The sequence below is a fragment of the Streptomyces sp. BRA346 genome, from assembly GCF_052851135.1.
On record NZ_JAIWIH010000003.1, the window covers coordinates 36109 to 53011 of the forward strand.

At 73.2% G+C, this 16903-nt stretch carries 12 protein-coding genes and 3 pseudogenes; 3 read left to right on the plus strand and 12 right to left on the minus strand.

Annotation, left to right across the window (positions count from 1 at the left end; all coding sequences use genetic code 11):
- Positions 1-37: 37 nt before the first annotated feature.
- The 3 genes and pseudogenes from LCH29_RS04180 to LCH29_RS04190 all read right to left on the minus strand — a co-directional run bounded on the left by LCH29_RS04180 (position 38) and on the right by LCH29_RS04190 (position 1995).
- Positions 38-1144 carry an MFS transporter gene (locus tag LCH29_RS04180; protein WP_446460319.1) on the minus strand — a complete coding sequence of 369 codons (1107 nt, stop codon included), beginning with the start codon at positions 1142-1144 and terminating at the stop codon, positions 38-40.
- Positions 1053-1355: pseudogene (locus LCH29_RS04185) on the minus strand (MFS transporter); the annotation flags it as partial. The pseudogene LCH29_RS04185 and the gene LCH29_RS04180, both read right to left, overlap by 92 nt.
- Before the next feature lie 133 nt (positions 1356-1488).
- Complete coding sequence (locus LCH29_RS04190; RefSeq protein WP_446460320.1) at positions 1489-1995, minus strand: metallophosphoesterase family protein; 507 nt, start codon at positions 1993-1995, stop codon at positions 1489-1491.
- Between the two features lie 65 nt (positions 1996-2060).
- Between LCH29_RS04190 and LCH29_RS04195 the strand changes: the two genes are divergently transcribed.
- Both LCH29_RS04195 and LCH29_RS04200 read left to right on the plus strand, forming a co-directional pair.
- The gene (locus LCH29_RS04195; RefSeq protein ID WP_446460321.1) at positions 2061-2528 is read left to right on the plus strand and encodes a nuclear transport factor 2 family protein; all 468 of its coding nucleotides are present in this window, start codon (positions 2061-2063) and stop codon (positions 2526-2528) included.
- Between the two features lie 43 nt (positions 2529-2571).
- Entirely contained in the window at positions 2572-3114 is a 543-nt protein-coding gene (locus LCH29_RS04200) for a tyrosine-type recombinase/integrase (RefSeq protein ID WP_446460322.1), read from the plus strand.
- An 87-nt stretch (positions 3115-3201) separates the two neighbouring features.
- Here LCH29_RS04200 and LCH29_RS04205 read toward each other — a convergent pair whose 3' ends face one another.
- The 6 genes from LCH29_RS04205 to manD all read right to left on the minus strand — a co-directional run bounded on the left by LCH29_RS04205 (position 3202) and on the right by manD (position 11947).
- Positions 3202-6714 (minus strand): phosphodiester glycosidase family protein, encoded by a 3513-nt coding sequence (locus LCH29_RS04205; RefSeq protein ID WP_446460323.1) that lies wholly within the window; start codon positions 6712-6714, stop codon positions 3202-3204.
- 150 nt (positions 6715-6864) lie between these two features.
- Positions 6865-7272, minus strand: a complete 408-nt coding sequence (locus LCH29_RS04210) for a YchJ family protein (RefSeq protein ID WP_446460324.1) — start codon at positions 7270-7272, stop codon at positions 6865-6867.
- A 276-nt stretch (positions 7273-7548) separates the two neighbouring features.
- The gene (locus LCH29_RS04215; protein WP_446460325.1) at positions 7549-7836 is read right to left on the minus strand and encodes an alcohol dehydrogenase catalytic domain-containing protein; all 288 of its coding nucleotides are present in this window, start codon (positions 7834-7836) and stop codon (positions 7549-7551) included.
- Positions 7837-7874: 38 nt separating this feature from the next.
- Positions 7875-9260, minus strand: coding sequence for an MFS transporter (locus tag LCH29_RS04220; RefSeq protein WP_446460326.1), 1386 nt, complete (start codon positions 9258-9260; stop codon positions 7875-7877).
- A 45-nt stretch (positions 9261-9305) separates the two neighbouring features.
- Positions 9306-10733 carry a mannitol dehydrogenase family protein gene (locus tag LCH29_RS04225; RefSeq protein ID WP_446460327.1) on the minus strand — a complete coding sequence of 476 codons (1428 nt, stop codon included), beginning with the start codon at positions 10731-10733 and terminating at the stop codon, positions 9306-9308.
- On the minus strand, positions 10730-11947 hold the full coding sequence (manD, locus tag LCH29_RS04230) for a D-mannonate dehydratase ManD (RefSeq protein WP_446460328.1): 1218 nt from the start codon (positions 11945-11947) through the stop codon (positions 10730-10732). The genes LCH29_RS04225 and manD overlap by 4 nt, the downstream gene beginning before the upstream one ends.
- Before the next feature lie 106 nt (positions 11948-12053).
- Here manD and LCH29_RS04235 point away from each other — a divergent pair, with 106 nt between their 5' ends.
- Positions 12054-12809, plus strand: coding sequence for a GntR family transcriptional regulator (locus tag LCH29_RS04235; protein ID WP_446460329.1), 756 nt, complete (start codon positions 12054-12056; stop codon positions 12807-12809).
- Between the two features lie 51 nt (positions 12810-12860).
- Here LCH29_RS04235 and LCH29_RS04240 read toward each other — a convergent pair whose 3' ends face one another.
- From LCH29_RS04240 to LCH29_RS04250, 3 genes and pseudogenes are all read right to left on the minus strand, one after another.
- A complete protein-coding gene (locus tag LCH29_RS04240) occupies positions 12861-15422 on the minus strand; it encodes an alpha-L-arabinofuranosidase C-terminal domain-containing protein (RefSeq protein ID WP_446460330.1) in 2562 nt (853 codons plus the stop codon).
- A gap of 86 nt (positions 15423-15508) precedes the next feature.
- Positions 15509-16509, minus strand: a pseudogene (nrfD, locus tag LCH29_RS04245) (NrfD/PsrC family molybdoenzyme membrane anchor subunit).
- Positions 16509-16832, minus strand: a pseudogene (locus LCH29_RS04250) (4Fe-4S dicluster domain-containing protein); the annotation flags it as partial. The pseudogenes nrfD and LCH29_RS04250, both read right to left, overlap by 1 nt.
- Positions 16833-16903: the final 71 nt, after the last annotated feature.

A 16903-nucleotide genomic window follows, 5' to 3' on the forward strand; every position in this document is an offset into this window, starting at 1 on the left:
TGTCTTATGTTCACTTTGTCGCAACCGGGCCGCGGGTTCAATCCGTGCGCTCGGCGGAGGGGTGCAGACCCCGCCGGGCCCCGGCGGCCAGCGGCAGGGCGGCGGCCAGGCACGCCACACCGGCCGTGGTCAGGGACGTCCCGGCGGCGGGGGCGCCCAGGGCCACGCCGAGGCCGCCGGCGGTCGTGATGACGGTCTTGGTCACGCCGGACGCCTCGCCCGCCCGCTCGGGGCTCGCGGCCGCCTGGGTGGCGATGAGGGTCAGCGCACCCGCCATCCCGAGCGCCGCCCCGCAGCCCGTGGCCGCCAGCACGTAGCCCGGCAGCGACGTCGCCATCGGCGCCGCACACAGCCCCGCCCCGCCCAGGCCCAGGCACCCCGCCATCGCCCCGGCCGCCCGCGCCGGGGCGATCCGCCCGGCCAGCGGTCCGGCCACGGACATGGCCGCGGCGGGGGCGAGAAAGGACGCCCCGGCGGCCGCCGCCGACAGCCGCCACGACTCCTGGAGCGACATCGGCACCACGAAGAGGAAGACCACGGTCGCGGCTGCCACCGCACCGGCCGCGGTGAGTGCCACGAAGGCCCGGTTGCGCAGCAGCGCCGGGCTCACCAGGGGGTTCGGCGCCGACCGTTCGCACCGCACGAAGAGCGCGACCAGGGCGACGGCCGTACGTCCCGACGCCCAGCCCCACACCGGCCCGCGGTCGGCGCACACCGCGAGCGCGGCCACCGCCGCGGTCGCCGCGATCAGGCCCTTCCCGCCGACCGAACGCGGCGCGCCATCGTCCCCGGGTTCCGCCGCCCGCGCCGCGCACCCCGCCGCGAGCGCGGTGACCGGCACATTGAGCCAGAACACCGCACGCCACGACACGGTCTCGGTCAGCGCCCCGCCGACGAACGGCCCGCACGCCGTCGCGACGCCCGCGACGCCGATCGCCCGTCCCAGGGCCCGCCCGCGCAGCGCGGGCGGATAGAGGCGCGTCAGCAGGGCCAGCCCCCACCGGCATGGCCAGCGCGGCGCCCGCTCCCTGGACGACCCGGGTGCCCACCAGCACCGGGAGCGAGGGGCTGAGCGCGCACACCAGCGACGCGCCCCCGAACACGGCGAGGCCCGTCGTGAGCAGCGCGCGCCGCCCCAGCACATCGCCCAGCCGCCCGGCGCCCAGCATCAGCGAGGCCGCCGCCAGCAGATAGCCGCCGACCACCCACGGCAGCCCGCCGCCGGCCCCGAGATCGCGGCCGATCCGGGGCAGCGCCGGATTCAGCGCGAAGGCGTCCAGCTGGACGCAGAACATTCCCCGCGACACGGCGGCCAGCGCCGGACGCCGTACGGAAGCAGCGCTCCGTACCGTCATCAGTCACTCCTCATCAGCACCACGGAGGGGGACGGGACAGGGGCTGAAGAGGGAAGAACAGAACTCGACGCGAGGCGAGAGGAACGGGCGGACCGGTCACACCCGGGGGAAACGCCGCGAGGAAACGACGCCTTCAGCGGCGGGGCGGCAGCCGGTGCAGCTCCACGGCGCCCAGCCGCCCGGCCTCGATCACGGCCGTCATGAACGTACAGTACGGCTGCCGCCGACGGTCGGTGGGGGAGCCGGGGTTGAGCAGCCGGAGCCGTCCGTCGGCCGATGTGGAGTCCCACGGGATGTGGCTGTGGCCGAAGACCAGCACGTCCAGCTCCGGGAACCGCTGCGCGCAGCGCCGCTCACGCCCCTGCGCCGTGCCCGTCTCGTGCACCACTCCGAACCGCAGCCCGCCCAGCTCCGCGTACGCCACCTCCGGCAGCCGCGACCGCAGCTCGGGCCCGTCGTTGTTGCCGTACACGCCGATCAGCCGCCGCGAGCGCGCCTCCAGCAGATCGAGGGTGGCGGTGTCGACCCAGTCGCCCGCGTGGACGACCACATCGGCGCGCGCCACATGGTCCAGCAGCTCCCGCGGCAGCTCCTTGGCCCGTCGCGGGAGGTGGGTGTCCGACATCAGCACGAGACGCACGCGCCGACCGTACCGTGTGAACCGTCATCCATGGATCACCCGCACGCCTCATCGAGGGAGAGAATGTGACCGAGCGACCGCCGCTTCCGCCGTTCACCCGGGAGACCGCACTCCAGAAGGTCCGTCAGGCGGAGGACGCCTGGAATTCCCGCGACCCCGAAAAGGTCGCCCTCGCCTACTCCGTCGACTCCCGCTGGCGCAATCGCACGGAATTCCCGCACGGCCGCCCGGAAATCGTCGACTTTCTGACCCGGAAGTGGGCGAAGGAGCGGGAATACCGGCTCGTCAAGGAGCTGTGGGCGTACGAGCGCAATCGCATCGCGGTGCGCTTCGCCTACGAATGCCACGACGCGTCGGGAAACTGGTTCCGCTCGTTCGGCAACGAGAACTGGCAGTTCGACGCCCACGGCCTGATGACGCAGCGCCACGCGTCCATCAACGATCTGCCCATCACGGAGGCGGACCGTAAATTCCACTGGCCGCTCGGCCGCCGCCCGGACGACCACCCGGGCCTGAGCGATCTGGGGTTGTGAACCCTCCGGCGCATAAATAATGTGCCAAGCGGGAGGTGACGGTGTGACGACGGAAACTGCCGAGGACCGGTATCCGCGTCCGGTGGTGTCGGCCGCGGAGGCGGAGTGGATCTGGCGGCTGCTGTCCGTGCAGGCCCTGGAGAACGGCGCGAAGCCGGAGACGGTACGGCTCGCGGTGATCGTGGGGCTGGCCCGGGCCAGCGGCGCCCGCTACGGCGGTCTGCTGCGCTGCACCATGGCGTCGCTCGACCTGGACGCGGGATGGGTGACCATCGAACACGGCAAGCACCGGATCCCGCGCCGCCACGGTCTGGACGCCGGCACGATCCTGGTCCTGCGCCGCTGGCTGCTGGTGCGCAAGGAGCTGTGCGCCGAACTGGAGGGCTCCGTCCCGGACGCGCTGCTGCTCACCGTGCACCACACCCACGACAACGGCGTGACCGTCGCCGCCGGGCTGCCCATCACCCGGCAGGGGCTGGTGCTCTCGTGGCGCCGCTTCGTCCACCGTACGAACGCCCGGTACGCCGCGCGCCGCCCTCCGCTGCCGACCCGCTTCGAACAGGTCCGCCGCGTCTGGGACGCCTGAGGCCGGTGGGGGCGGGGCCCGGGCGGAAACCCCGGGCGGGGCCCCGGGCGGGGCCCCGGGCGGGCGCCCCGCCCCCCACCGACCGGTTCACGCCGCGGGAGCCCCGGCCCGGGCCGCCGCCGTGACCGAGAAGCGCGCCAGCGCCGTCGCACCGTTCACGGTCACCGCGAGGGTCGCCGTACCCGGGCGCAGCGCGGTGAGCTTCCCGGTCGCCGGGTCGAACGCGGCGACATAGCGGGCCGGGTGCCGGGCGCGGGACACCGTGCCGATGAAGACGTGTCGCGAGCCGGTCCAGTCCGCGCTGAGCGGTCCGCCGACCGGCACCGTGCGGGCACCGGCCCCCTCGCCCTGGAGCACCGCCGCCGTGACGTCCGCGTCCTGCCCGGCGCGCAGCTCGGCCGGGGCGGTGACCGTCAGCCCGTCCACATGGGCGCGGGTCTGCACCGACACCCAGTCGGGCCCGCCCCTCCACGGCGCGTGGCGCGCCGCCGCCCGCTGCCGCGGCGAGACGTGGTCGACGCCCACCATCGACCAGCCGGTGAAGCCGCCCCGGCCGGGCGGGGTGGCCGGGTTCTTGCCCGCGTTGCCGTTGATCAGATACGGGACGCCGTCCACCCGCGAGGCGTGGAAGGTGCCCACATGGCTGCCGATGAACGCCGCGCCCTTGCCCGTCGTACGGCGGAAGTCGGCCAGCCAGTTCTCCAGCAGCGCGGCCTCCTTGCGGTCGCTCAGCTGACTGCCCCGCTGCGGCGTGGGGTCGCGCGGCGGAACGTGTTCGATCACCATCACCGAGCCGATGGCCGGATCCCCGGCGGCGGCGTCCAGCTGTGCGCGCAACGCCTTGATCTGCTGGAAGCCGCCGCCCCGGAGCCTCAGGCTCGAGGTGTCGAGCGTGAGGAACCGGGTGCCCCGGTGGTCGAACGTGCGCTGCGCGGGCCCGAATTCGGCGGTGAAGGTGTCGATCGAGCCGCCCATCACCTCGTGGTTGCCCGGCACGTACGTCCAGGGCAGGTCGTCGCCCAGCTCCTCGGTGAGGACGCGGCGGGCGAAGGCGAGATCGGCGGGGGACCCCTCGTCCACCAAGTCGCCGTTGATGACCAGGAAGTCGGGCTTCGCCGCCTTGATCTCCCGCAGGGTGCGGCGGGCCTGGGCCACGATCGGGCTGTCCGGTGCACGAGCCACGAACTGGGCGTCCGACATCACCGCGAACCGCCAGTCCCGGCCCCCGGTGCGCGCGGCTGTGGCGATGAGCGGATCGGGGCGTACGTCCTCCGTCGGCAGCTCGGCATCGGGCGGGACCTGCGCGGTGAGGTCATCGAGGGTGACACCGCCCGTGTACTGGCGGGTGGCGCCCGTCTCGGCGAGGTAGAAGCGGCTCACCTTCAGCGGATACGCGATCCCGGCCGGAACCGCGAAGTCGACATGTCGCCAGCCGGTCCAGGTGATGTACGGGCCGCGCAGCAACTGGTCCGAGCCCGCCGCGTCCTTGAGGTGGAGGGTCGGCCACGCCCCCTTGCCGTCGCCCTTGATCCACAGGCCGAACGACTGCGGCTGGCCGTCCACCGCGATCGGCTCCGGCGGGGTGACGTAGGCGGCGCGGGTGGCGGTGGACTGGCTGAAGTCGTAGGTCAGCTCCAGCCCGGTGCCGCTGTGCCCGTCGGGCGTGGCCTTCGCCGAACCGGAGGCGCGGGCCTGGCTGAACGTCCACTGCCCGGCGTCGTCGAAGGCCGCCTCCGGCTGGTCGGTCAGGCCGGCGGTGACGGCGAGTACGGTGACCGCGTCGCCGACCTCGACCGTGACCCGGCCCGCGGTCCGGTCGCCGCGGGCCTTGACGGTGAAGTTCCCCGTCGCCGGGTCCGGGGCGATGTCGAACAGCGCGTGGTCGTAGGTCAGCCGGACGTCGGACGGCTCGATGGGCGCGCTGGTGCCGTGCGCGTCCAAACCGACGACCCCGAACCGGCCGGTGGCGTCGGCGTCGGCGAGCCCGATCAGCCGGGTGGTGGGCCGGATCCGGTCCAGTTCGTCCAGCACGCTCAGCCGGATCGAGCCGCGGGCGGCGCCGCGCCGTGCGGCGACCGTCGTGTCGCCGCCGCGGCGCGCGGTGAACGTCCCGTCGGCGCCGACCCGTCCGACCCCGGGGTCGGACGACTGCCAGTGCGGCGAGCCCTCGGCCGGGCCGTACGTCTCGTCGTAGCCCGCGGCGGTGAGACGGCGGGTCAGCCCCGGGAACACCCGCTCCGGGTGGCCGCCCCGGACCGGATCGACGGTGGGCGCCCCGGCCGCGTCGGTCGCCGTCTCCACCCAGAAGCCCCGCAGCCGGCCGCTGCCGTCGGGGGCGGTGAAGGCGAGCCCGTTGGGCACGGGGCGCTCGCTGCCGTCGGAGGGGCTGTTCTCCACCCGGCCCGTGTCGCTGCCGGGTTCGCGGGCCAGGAGCGTGGACGAGCCGCCACCGTCGAGGTTGAGCGCGCCGTAGGAGCCCGCGTCCTTCATCATCAGGCCCAGTTCGGTGAGGGTGACCCCGCCGCTGTCCGCCTGCCGCCCGTCCACGGTGAGGATCTGCATCGTCCGGCCGTTTCGGGAGAAGCCGACGGCCGTGCGCGGCGCCGCGGTGTTGTTGCCCTCGCCCTCGTGCCCGACGGGTTCGCCGTCCACGACGAGGAGTTCACGGCCGCTGACCGCGGTGCGCGGTGTGTCGCCGCTGTCGGTGCGGGGCCGGTACTCCCACGACACCGGGTCGCCGACCGTCAGCCGGGCGAGGGCATCGGCCCCGGTGTCGCGGCCGACCAGCACGGTGGCGCCTTCAGGGATGGCCCCCTTGCCGGGCGCTCCGGCCGTCGTGGTGACCTTGCCGTCGACGACCGTGACCTCGGCGGTGCGTCGCGCCCCGTCCACGGTCTGCGCCCGGTCCGCCTCGCCCCACTGGGCGTTGTACGCGCCGATGCCGTTTGCCGGGACATTGGCGGCGTTGAGCGCCGCGAGCGGACGTGGGCCGTCCGGGAGGGTCAGCGTCCCGTCGAAGTACAGCTGGAGGACGCGCCCCGCGGCGGCCGGACCGATGCCGACCGCCCTGCCCGAGCCGGAGGCGGCGGAGTTGACGATCCGGCCGTCGCCGATGCCGGTGCCCTCGGGCGCGCCGGTCTGGTTGATGTCGAAGAAGTCACCGTTGATCGCGGCGACCGTGCGGCGGCCCGGTCCGGCGTCGTGCGCCCCCGCGAGCCGGGAGACGGTCTCGCGCCGGGCGACCTTGTCCGGGCGCAGATAGTCGACCTTCGCGGAGCCGGTGAGGTCCACCGAAAGCGCGTCGGCCCGCAGCCACTTGTCCGACTCCAGCCAGTCGTACGAGGTCAGCTTCACCCCCGGGGCGACCGGCCGCTCCGAGCGGGCGGTCCGGATGCCGTCGCCGTCGGCGATGGACCGCGCGCCGGGCGGGGGGTTGACGGCGGGCGGCGGGGCGATCGGCCGCAGCATCTCCGACGAGGAGCGGGGCAGCGGTTCGGGCGCGGGGGTGCTGTCGGCGGCGGACTGGCCGGCCGCACCCACGACGAGGGCACAGGCGGCGGCCAGTGCCGCCACGGGTCTGGTGAACGCGACAGGAGACATGGCAACTCCATGGGGCCATGGGACGCGCGTGGTTCCCACGCACAGCGCCCCCAGCATCGCCATGGAGGTGACGGTGCGCCAGAAGGCGTGGACGACATCCTGGAGAACAAACGCCACTGGGCGGCCGCCGAGGGGCCCGATGGGGGCGCGTCAGGGCAGGGACACGCCGTCCACGTACACCCATGCGCCCCCTTCGCGCGTGAAGCGGCTGTTCTCGTGCTGCTCTCCCGCGCGCCCGCCATCCACATAATGCGCGCGGAACTCCACCGTGCCCGCCGAGTGGAACGCGCTGCCGTCCGTCGTACCGAGGATCTCCAGCCGCACCCACCGCGGCCCCGGGTCGAGTTCGAGCCGGGGCGGCCGTGTCGTCGAGTGCCAGCTGCGGAGCAGATACGCCTCGTCGCCCACTGCGAAGGCGCTGTAGCGGGAGCGCATCAGCTGCTCGGCCGTGGCCGCCTGTGCCTCCCCCCGGTGGAGACGGCCGCAGCAGTCGGCGTACGGCGCGGGCAGTCCGCAGGGGCAGGTCACAGGGGTGGTACGGCGCGTGCGTCGGGACATGCGCCCATTGTGCCGTCCGCGCTCAGGGCTCGATGACGACCTTCAGCTGCCGGTCGTCGGTGAGCGCCGTGTGCAGCGCCTCGGCCGCCCGCTCCAGCGGACCACGCCGGCGGCGGTGCGGTGACCGGCCGCACCGGGTTGCCGACGGCGACGGCCGTACCACCCGGGCCTAGCGCCCGGACGGCGCCGACGAGGGCGGTCTCGACGCCGGAGCAGTCGAGGGCGACGTCGAAGACCTGCTCCCGCGGCAGCGGTTCGTGCGCGGTGTCCCGTACGTCATCCGCGCTCGATCAGGGCTCCGGCGGCGAGCGGGAAGTCGGCGGGGAGCGGATGGGCGAACTCCGACGGCACTGCCAGACGTCCCGTGAACGCACCGTCGGTGGGCGGGGAGCCGAAGCAGCGGCCGTCGGGACACTGGTTGTAGCGCCCGCCGCGGCAGGCGCGGCAGCGTCCGCAGGGGATGGCGGGTTCGATCGCGACCCGGGTGCCGACGGGGTGGGTGCCGCGCCGCTCGATGCGCACGTCCTTCGGGCCGTGCAGGACGGCGGCGGTGGCGTCGCTCATCGGGTGGTTCTCCTGGTGCGTACGGTGGTGAAGGGGCCTCAGGCGGCGGAGATCCGCAGAGGTTCGACACGCTTGATGACCAGGCCGTAGGTGAGGGCGCCGACCACGCACAGCGCGCCGGACAGCATCAGCGGTGCGACGAACGAGTGGTGGAAGAAACCCAGCAGCAGTCCGGTGGTGGTCGAGCCGAGCACACCGGCCAGGTTGGACGCGAAGTTCTGGATGCCGCCGAGCGAGGCCACATGGCGCGGGGTGGGTGCCACGTCGGCGGGCAGGCTGGCCACCGAGGCGGCGGAGAAGGCCAGGCTCGCGTAGCTGACGGACAGCAGCGTCAGGGCCCACATGGCGCTCGGGACGAGCACGGCGAAGGCGATGACCGACGAGAAGAGCATCCCGCACACCAGGCAGGTCTTGCGGGCCCGGGTCACCGACCAGCCGCGGCGCAGCAGGGTGTCGCTGGTCCAGCCGCCGAGCAGGCTGCCGCCGATGGCGACGAGGCCGGGCAGGGCGCCGTAGAAGCCGAGCTTCAGCAGGTCGAAGCCGCGGGCGTCGACGAGGTAGCTGGGGAACCAGGTGATGAAGAAGTAGATGACGTAGTTGAGGCAGAAGAAGCCGATCATCATGCCCCAGACCGTGCGGTACCGGAACAGGTCGTGCCACCGCACCGCGGGCTCTTCCGCCGCCGTGTCCTGGGAGTCCTCGGCGGGGGTATCCTCCAGCCGGGCGCCGCCCGCCGCGACGTAGGCGCGCTCCTCGGCGCTGATCCCACCGGCCGCCGAGGGCTCGCGGTACGCCTTCAGCCACAGCGCGACCCACAGCAGGGCGACCCCGCCGGTGACCCAGAACGCCATCCGCCAGCCCTGCCACGCGATCAGCGCGGTCACCACCGGGGCTGCGACGGCGGTACCGGCCCGCGCGCCGTTGTCCCAGACGCTGTTGGCCAGCGCCCGTTCGCGGACCGGGAACCAGCGGGAGACGGACTTGGCACAGGAGGGGTACGCCGGTGCCTCGCCCGCGCCGAGCGCCAGCCGCGCGACGAGCAGGCTGCCGATGCCGCGGACGAAGCCGGTGGCGACGGTGACCAGCGACCAGATCAGCCCGCCGATCGCGAACATCTTCTTCTCGCCGTACCGGTCGATCATCGCCCCGGCGGGCAGCTGGCCCAGCGCGTAGGTCACGAAGAACATGCTGAGGATGACGCCTTGCCACTCCGGACCGATGTGCAGGTCATCGGTCATGTAGGGCAGGGAGATGGAGATGGTGGCGCGGTCGACGTAGTTGACGGTCATGCCGAGGAAGCAGAGGAAGACCATCAGCCAGCGGGTGTTGTGCCGCAGGCCGCGCGGGCGCGGTGGCGCGGAGGCGGAGGCGGTCTCGTCCTGGGGTGGTGTGCCGGTGGCGGGGACGACTCCGGGGGTCTTCACGGCGGCTCTCCTCTGAAGGGGGGTGCTGAGGGGTGGTGCGTGAGGTCAGCGCGGCAGGGCGCCGGAGCGCAGCTCCGCTGCCACGGCGGTGACCAGGGAGGTGTCGTCCGCGAGGTCGTCGGCGCCCAGCAGGCCGAGCAGGCGGCGCAGGGCGTCGCGCGCGGGCCGGGCGTCCCAGGCCCGGCGCAGCGCTTCGGCCTCGGGGTCGTCCAGGGGGTGGTCGCGGGTGACGCGGGCCCAGGCGGCGAGGGCCGACACCAGTTCCGGGGTGTCCCGCCCGGCGGCGCGCAGCTCGCGCAGCGGGGCCAGCCACCGTTCGGGGATCTTCAGCGATCCGTCCATGGCGATCTGCCGGATCCGGTGGTGCATGGCGGGGTTGGCGAAGCGGACGACGAGGCTGTCGATGTACCCGGCCAGGTCCAGGCCCTCGGCGGGCGGCAGGCTCTGCGCCGCCTCCGCGCAGTAGGCGCGCACGGCCGCCTCGCCCCAGGGCGTGGCGAGGACGTCGGCCACGGTCTCGCAGCCCTCGGCGAGACCGCGGTAGGCGATCAGCGAGTGCGCGCCGTTGAGCAGCCGGAGCTTGGCGGACTGGTACGGGGCCACATCGGCGACGAACCGGGCGCCGGCCTCCTCCCAGCGCGGGCGGTCGGCGGCGAAGATGTCCTGGAGCACCCACTGGGTGAACGGTTCGCCGGTCACCGCGCCCTCGTCCCGTACGCCGAGCGCGCGGGCCGCGGTCTCGCGGTCGGCGTCGGTGGTGGCGGGCACGATGCGGTCGACGACGGTGGCGGGGAAGGCCACCGAGCCGGTCAGCCAGTCGAGGAGGCGGTCGCGCTCGTCCCACGCGCTCGCCGCCACGAAGTCCCGTACCAGACGGCGCAGGACCGCGCCGTTGGCCGCCATGTTGTCGCAGGACACCACCGACAGCGGCGCACCGCTCGCCCGCAGCCGGGCGCGCAGCCCCGCGGCGAGCTGCCCGACGACGGTCGCGGGGGCGGCGGCGCCCGCGAGGTCGGCGCGGATCAGGGGATCCTCCAGCGCCAGGCCGCCGCCGGACGGGTCGCGCCGGTAGCCCTTCTCGGTCACGGTGAGGGTCACCACGGTGACGTCCGCCGAGGCCAGCAGTTCCCTCAGCCGGGCGCCGTCGTCGGTGGCGTGCAGCACCTCGGTCACCGCGCCGACCACCTGGGTGGCCGGGCCCTCGGGCCGCCGCTCGGTGAACGAGTACAGCCCGTCCTGCGGGCGCAGCGCGTCCACCACCGCCCGGCTGCGCTGGGTGACCCCGGCGATGCCCCATGCGCCGCCGTGCGCCGCCTCGGCCGTCTGGGTGGCGAGGGCCTGGTGGGCGCGGTGGAAGGCGCCGATCCCCAGGTGCACGATCCGCGGGCGCAGCGCGCGCGGATCGACCGGCGGGCGCGAGGCCGCCGGGACGGCGGGCAGGGTGGCCAGGGACAGCCGCTGTGCGGTGCTCACCAGTCGTGCACCGACCCGTCGGTACGGCGGCTCACCGGCAGGTACTTCGGGTCGTACGGGAAGCGGGCGGCCGCCTCCTCGTCCAGCTCGATGCCGAGGCCGGGCGCCTCGGAGGGGTGCAGCGCGCCGTCGCGCAGCTCGTACGTCGGCCGGAACACCTCGTGGGTGAGCGGGTCGTGCGCCATGTACTCCTGCACGCCGAAGTTGGGCACGGTGACGTCCAGATGGACGGCGGCGGACATGCTCACCGGCGACAGATCGGTGGCGCCGTGCGAACCGGTGCGCACCTGGTACAGCTCGGCGAGGTGGAAGATCCGCCGCAGATGGGTGATGCCGCCCGCGTGCACGACCGAGGCGCGGATGTAGTCGATGAGCCGCTCGGTGATGAGCTGCTGGCAGTCCCAGATGGAGTTGAAGACCTCGCCGACCGCGATCGGGGTGGTGGTGGACTGGCGGATCTGCCGGAAGGACTCCTGGAGTTCGGCCGGGGTGGGGTCCTCCATCCAGAACAGCCGCAGGTCTTCCACGCTGCGGCCGAGCCGCCCCGCCTCGGTGGGGCTGAGCCGGTGGTGCACGTCGTGCAGCAGGTGGAAGTCGAAGCCGAACCGCTCGCGGACCGCTTCCAGATAGCGCGGGGCGAAGTCGAGATACGCCTCGGTCGACCACGGCTGCTCCTCGGGGAGGGCGCCGGTGGCGGGCTCGTAGACCGTGGTGACCGTGCCGTGGCGGATGCCGTAGGTCCCGGGCGAGCCGGGGACGGCGGCCTGGGCGCGGATCGCGCGGTAGCCCATCTCCTGGAAGTGGGCCACGTCGTCGAGCAGCTCGGGGATGTCGCCGCCGCTGGCGTGGCCGTAGACCATGGCCCCGTCGCGGGCCTTGCCGCCCAGCAGGTCGTACACCGGCATCCCGGCGACCTTGCCCTTGATGTCCCACAGCGCGGTGTCGACCGCCGCGATCGCGGTCATGGTCACCGGGCCGCGGCGCCAGTACGCCCCCTTGTAGAGGTACTGCCACATGTCCTCGATACGGGCGGGGTCGCGGCCGATCAGCAGCGGTATGAGGTGGTCCTCCAGATAGGAGACGACCGCCAGCTCGCGTCCGTTCAGCGTCGCGTCGCCGAGACCGGTCACGCCGTCGGACGTGGTCACCTTAAGGGTCACGAAGTTGCGACCGGGAGAGGTGACGATGACCGTCGCCTCCGTGATCGTGGCCATGCGCGTCTGCTCCTCACTGCGCCGGCTCCGGGGTGGAGCCCGGGCTGTTGGTCGGCTACCATACAAGTACGTCAGCAAGGCGGGTCAAGGGTTCGGAAGGGGTCGGATGGCATCGGCGGAAGGACTGCACGCGGCACGCTCCCGGGGGCGCAACACCCGGCAGCTCGTCCACGAGGTGCTGCGCTCGCGCATCGTCGGCCTGGAGCTGGCCCCCGGCTCGGCCGTGTCGGAGAACGACCTGGCGGCCGAGCTGGGCGTCAGCCGCACCCCCGTCCGGGAGAGCCTGATCCTCCTCGCCGACGAGGGCCTGGTGGACATCTATCCGCAGATGGGCACGTTCATCTCGCGCATCCGCGAGCGCGACGTGGCCTCCGCCCAGTTCATCCGGGAGGCGCTGGAGTGCGCGGCGCTGCGCGACGCCGTCGGCAAGGCCACCGCGCGCGACGTGGCGGAGCTGCGGGTGCTGCTCACCGCGCAGGAGGAAGCCGAAGCGCAGTCCGACATGGCGGGCTTCTTCCAACTGGACGAGCAGTTCCACCAGCGGCTGATGGCGGTGAGCGGACACGGCTCGGCGTGGCCCGTGGTCAGCCAGGCCAAGGCCCAGCTGGACCGGGCCCGGCGGCTCTCGCTGCCCATGACCCAGCAGATGTCGCTGCTGATCGGCCAGCACCGCGAGGTGGTCGACCTGCTGGAGGAAGGCGATCTGGACCGGGCCGACGGGGCGCTGCGCTCGCACCTGCGGCTGGTCTTCAGCGATGTGGAGAAGATCCGGGCCAAGCACCCGGAGCTGTTCAGCGACCAGGACGCCCCGCTCCGGCCGCGCCGCGAGAGCCCCCGGCGCGTCGGCGCCCGCGAGGACTGACACGGACGCGGGGCGGGCCCGGTGTGGACCCGCCCCGCGACCTTGCCCGTATCAGCCCTTGGTCTTGATCCGCATGAACGTGACCGAGTCCGCCGGGAAGGTGTACGTGAAGGTGTTCGCCACCCCGTCGAGCCTCGACCGGACCGGCTTGATCGGCTGCTCGGAAGCGGTGTTGACCGCCTCCGGCGCGCCCTGGAGCGTGGTCAGCCGCGCCGTCCGCGCCACCTTGCCGCCGCCCAGGTCGATCCGGGTGCGGGCGGCCGTGCTCTGCGCGTTGACGACCTTGACGATCAGCTCACCGGTGGCCTTGTCCCGCGTCACCACCTGGCGGAACGGCTCGGCCACCTTGTCGTCGGTGAAGCTGCCCCACTTCTTGCCGTCCAGGTACAGCGTCACCTGACGGCCGCGCACCTCGACGCGGGCGTCGTAGGTACGCCCCGTCTCGATCTTCGTGGCGTCCTCGGCCATCGTCTGCTTGGCGCCGCCCACCGCCTTCTCCACGGCGGAGCGGGTGTTGCCCCAGCCGCCGAGGTTCCACCAGTAGTAGTTGCCCGTGTCCTTGACCCCGAACGCGATGAGGAAGCCCTCCTTGCCGGACTTCTTCGTCGCCTTCACCTTCAGGTCGTAGTCGCGCCACGCCGCGTCGCCCGCCGTGACCATGGTGTTCTCGGCGGCGGCGTCGGACTGGACGTACGCACCGTCCTGAACCGACCACGACCCGGTGTCCGCGGCCTTGGTCCACTTCGCGTCATCGCCCGAGAAGTCGTCGCTCAGCAGCGTCGAACCGTCCGCGGCGGTCACCTCGACGTCGTCGTACGCCGCGCTCGTGGCCCAGGTCGACAGCCCGACGGCGCCGCTGATCGGCTCGCTGGGGGCGGGGGTGGCGGACGCCTTGCTCGGCACCACCCGGTCCCCGACGTTGTTCATGAACAGCTTCTGCGTCTCGTAGCTGGTCGAGCCCCAGGAGGCGGAGTTGTTGAACCAGATCATGTCGGGCCGCCACTGCGTCGCCTTCTCGTGGGCGAGCAGCGGGGCGTACGAGGCCAGCTTGACGACGTCCGCGTTGCGCTCCAGGCCCGTCATGAACGCGGCCTCGGTGAGCGCGTTGTGCCACTTGTTGTCCTGCGAGGCGTACTCGCCCAGGAACACCTTCGGGCCGGAGCGGTCGTAGGTGTCGTAGCGCTGGTTGTTCTCCAGGAACCACTGCGGGCTGTTGTAGTAGTGCTCGTCGACCATGCCCACGCCCGCGGCCCGGTTCAGCGCCCAGGCGCGGTCGAAGGTCTGCCCGCTGTCGTCGGGACCGGAGTTGCTGATCACCGTGATGTCGGGGTATTTGGCCTCGATGGCCTTGCGGAACTCGGTGAACCGCGTGAAGAACTCGTCCGGCAGGTTCTCCTCGTTCCCCACCTCCAGATGGGTCAGGCCGAACGGCTTCGGATGGCCCATCCGCGCCCGCTTCTTGCCCCACGTCGAGGTCACCGGTCCGTTGGCGAACTCGATGAGGTCCAGGGTGTCCTGGATGTGGCGCTTGAGCAGCGCGGGGTCGTCGGTGGCCTTGTTCTGGCCGCAGCCGGTGACGAGCGCGGGCACCACCGGCAGCGCCATCGCGCCGATGTCCTCGGCGAACTGGAAGTACTCGTAGTAGCCGATGCCGTAGGACTGGTTGTAGCCCCAGACGTTGGCGTTGACGGCACGCTGCTCGACCGGGCCGACGGTGTCCTTCCACTGGTAGGACCGCTTGCGCGGCCAGTCGGGCGCCTCGTACGCCTCATGGCTGCCGGTGTTGACCAGGCAGCCGCCGGGGAAGCGCAGGAAGCCCGGCTTCAGCGCGGCGATCTTCTGCGCCAGGTCCTTGCGCAGGCCGTTCGGGCGGTGCTTGTAGGTGTCGCGGGGGAAGAGCGAGACCATGTCGAGCCGGAGGGTGCCGCTGCCGCCCGCGGCGACCGTGAGCCGTCCGGCGGTGCTGGAGGTGGTGGCGGTGAGGGTGCCGGTGTACTTGGTCCAGCGGTCGCCGCGCACGGTGGCGCGCAGCGGACGCGCGAGCGTGGCGCTGCCGGAGCCGTCGCCGAGACCGATGGTCAGCGGTGTTCCGGACGCCTGGTCGGTGCGCGCCCACACCGAGAAGTCGTAAGCCTCGCCCGCTTCGATGGCCATCCCGGTGGTGTAGCCGGAGTTGGTCACCCCGTACCGGGCCGCCGATCCGCCGGTGCCGTCGAGCGTCAGCCGCAGATAGCGCCGGTTGCGCTCGCCCAGCCGCCCGTCGTCGTCCACGACCTTGGCCTCGCCGGTTCCGCCGCCGGTCGCGGCCTCGGTCCACGCGGTCAGGGGGGTGTACGAGGAGTGGTCGGCTGGGTCGTACTCGAAGGACCGGTTCTGGACCAGCTCGGCGTACAGTCCGCCGTCGGCCGCGCGGTTGATGTCCTCGTAGAACACCCCGTACATCGTGTCGTCGATCGCCGGGCCCTTGGCGGAGGGATCGACGGAGAGCGTGTAGTCGGTGGCGTCGGCCGCCGCGTGCGCGGGAGCGCCGGTGGCGGCCGTGGGGACGGCGGTGACGGTACCGGCGAGCAGGGCGCCGATGGTGAGGCCGAGTCTCCAGCGTGTGCGGGGCATGCGTCTCCCGTTCCGAATCGTGTCGTTCGAAATCCCGTACGTCGCTCAGAACTTCGAACGAAAGATAAGGGGGAGGGCAGGGCGCGTCAACGCCACGGACAGCCCTTGCAGTTCTGCGGCGCCTCCTGCGTCTCCCGCGCCGCGAGCCGCTCGCGCTGCGGGACCACGGTGTACTTCGGGTCCTCGGCCGACCGCATTCCGGCGTGGAACACTCCGAACCGGGTGCACACCGACGCCGCCAGCAGGGCCGTGCCGCTGAGTGCCGCGGCGGTACGGCTGCGGCGGGCCGGCAGCGCCCCGCCCAGCGCCCCCGCCGCGCCGAGTGCCTCGGCGGCGCGCATCAGCCGCCCCGCTGTCCCCTCGCGGTATGTCTCGGCGACGATCCCGAGCCGCCGTTCCAGCGCCCGCACGGCCGCGACCTCCAGCGCCGTACCGAACAGTGCGGCACTGCGCGCCGGGGCGTTCTCCGCCACCGGCGCGGCGATCAGCGCCATGCCACCGGCCGCCGCCGCGGCCGAACCGACGAAGAGGAACGGCAGTTCGCGATAGCCCTCGTGCCAGCCGGGGACCGCGGTGTCGGACGCCAGCACCGCCGTGTACGACGCGACCGCCGGGCCCAGCGCGGCGGCCACCGCCGTGGCCGCCCGGCCGGTACGCGGCATCCTGCCGCCGACGTCCAGGACCGCCGCGGCCCCCGCCGCCGGGCCGTACGCGGCCAGCAGCCAGGAACCGACGCTCATCGGCGACGTCGGCTTGAACACCCGCAGCATGTTGGCGAAGCGCTCGGGGCGCCCGAGGTCATGGACCAGGGCGGCGGCGGAACCCGTGACGGACACCAGCGACGAGATCTTCAGCGCCCGGGCCATGCGGGGCGGCCGGTCAGCCCGGCGCCCGCCGCGAGCACCGAACCGGCGCCCGCCAGGCCGCCGAGGAAGAAGTACCCGGCGATGTCCCGGGCCTGCCAGGTGGGCGGGTTGAGGATCGGCTTGCCGTAGTACGAGGTGAACTCGGCCTCCGGCACCATCGGTTGCTCGCCCCGCCGCCCCTTCTTCCCCTTGCGCCCCCTACGCACCTTGCCGTCGCCCATCAGCGCTTCCCTCCGTTCCGCCCGTGCGCCGCGAACACGGCGGCCACTCCGCCGAGCAGCGTCAGCGCCGCGGCCCCGGCGTGCCGCCACATCGACGGCAGATCGCGCGTGGTGACGACCGGGTCCGGCGGCAGCCCGTACACCTCCGGCTCGTCCAGCAGCAGGAAGAACGCGCCGTCGCCGCCCACCCCGTCCTCGGGGTCGTGGCCGTACAGCCGGGCGTCGGACACGCCCGCCTGATGCAGATCCTCCACCCGCGCGGCGGCGCGCTCGCGCAGCTCGTCCAGCGGGCCGAACTGGATGGACTCGGTGGGACACGCCTCCTCCAGCGGCCCCTCGGTGGGATAGTCCCAGGCCAGATCGAGGATCGCCCGGTCCATCGGGTCGGTGACCC

Bases quoted from the DNA above. Each gene is read 5' to 3' on its own strand.
- LCH29_RS04205 (WP_446460323.1), bottom strand. From the start codon at position 6,714: ATGTCTCCTGTCGCGTTCACCAGACCCGTGGCGGCACTGGCCGCCGCC.
- LCH29_RS04215 (WP_446460325.1), bottom strand. From the start codon at position 7,836: ATGAGCGACGCCACCGCCGCCGTCCTGCACGGCCCGAAGGACGTGCGC.
- LCH29_RS04180 (WP_446460319.1), bottom strand. From the start codon at position 1,144: ATGTGCTGGGGCGGCGCGCGCTGCTCACGACGGGCCTCGCCGTGTTCG.
- manD (WP_446460328.1), bottom strand. From the start codon at position 11,947: ATGGCCACGATCACGGAGGCGACGGTCATCGTCACCTCTCCCGGTCGC.
- LCH29_RS04210 (WP_446460324.1), bottom strand. From the start codon at position 7,272: ATGTCCCGACGCACGCGCCGTACCACCCCTGTGACCTGCCCCTGCGGA.
- LCH29_RS04235 (WP_446460329.1), top strand. From the start codon at position 12,054: ATGGCATCGGCGGAAGGACTGCACGCGGCACGCTCCCGGGGGCGCAAC.
- LCH29_RS04240 (WP_446460330.1), bottom strand. From the start codon at position 15,422: ATGCCCCGCACACGCTGGAGACTCGGCCTCACCATCGGCGCCCTGCTC.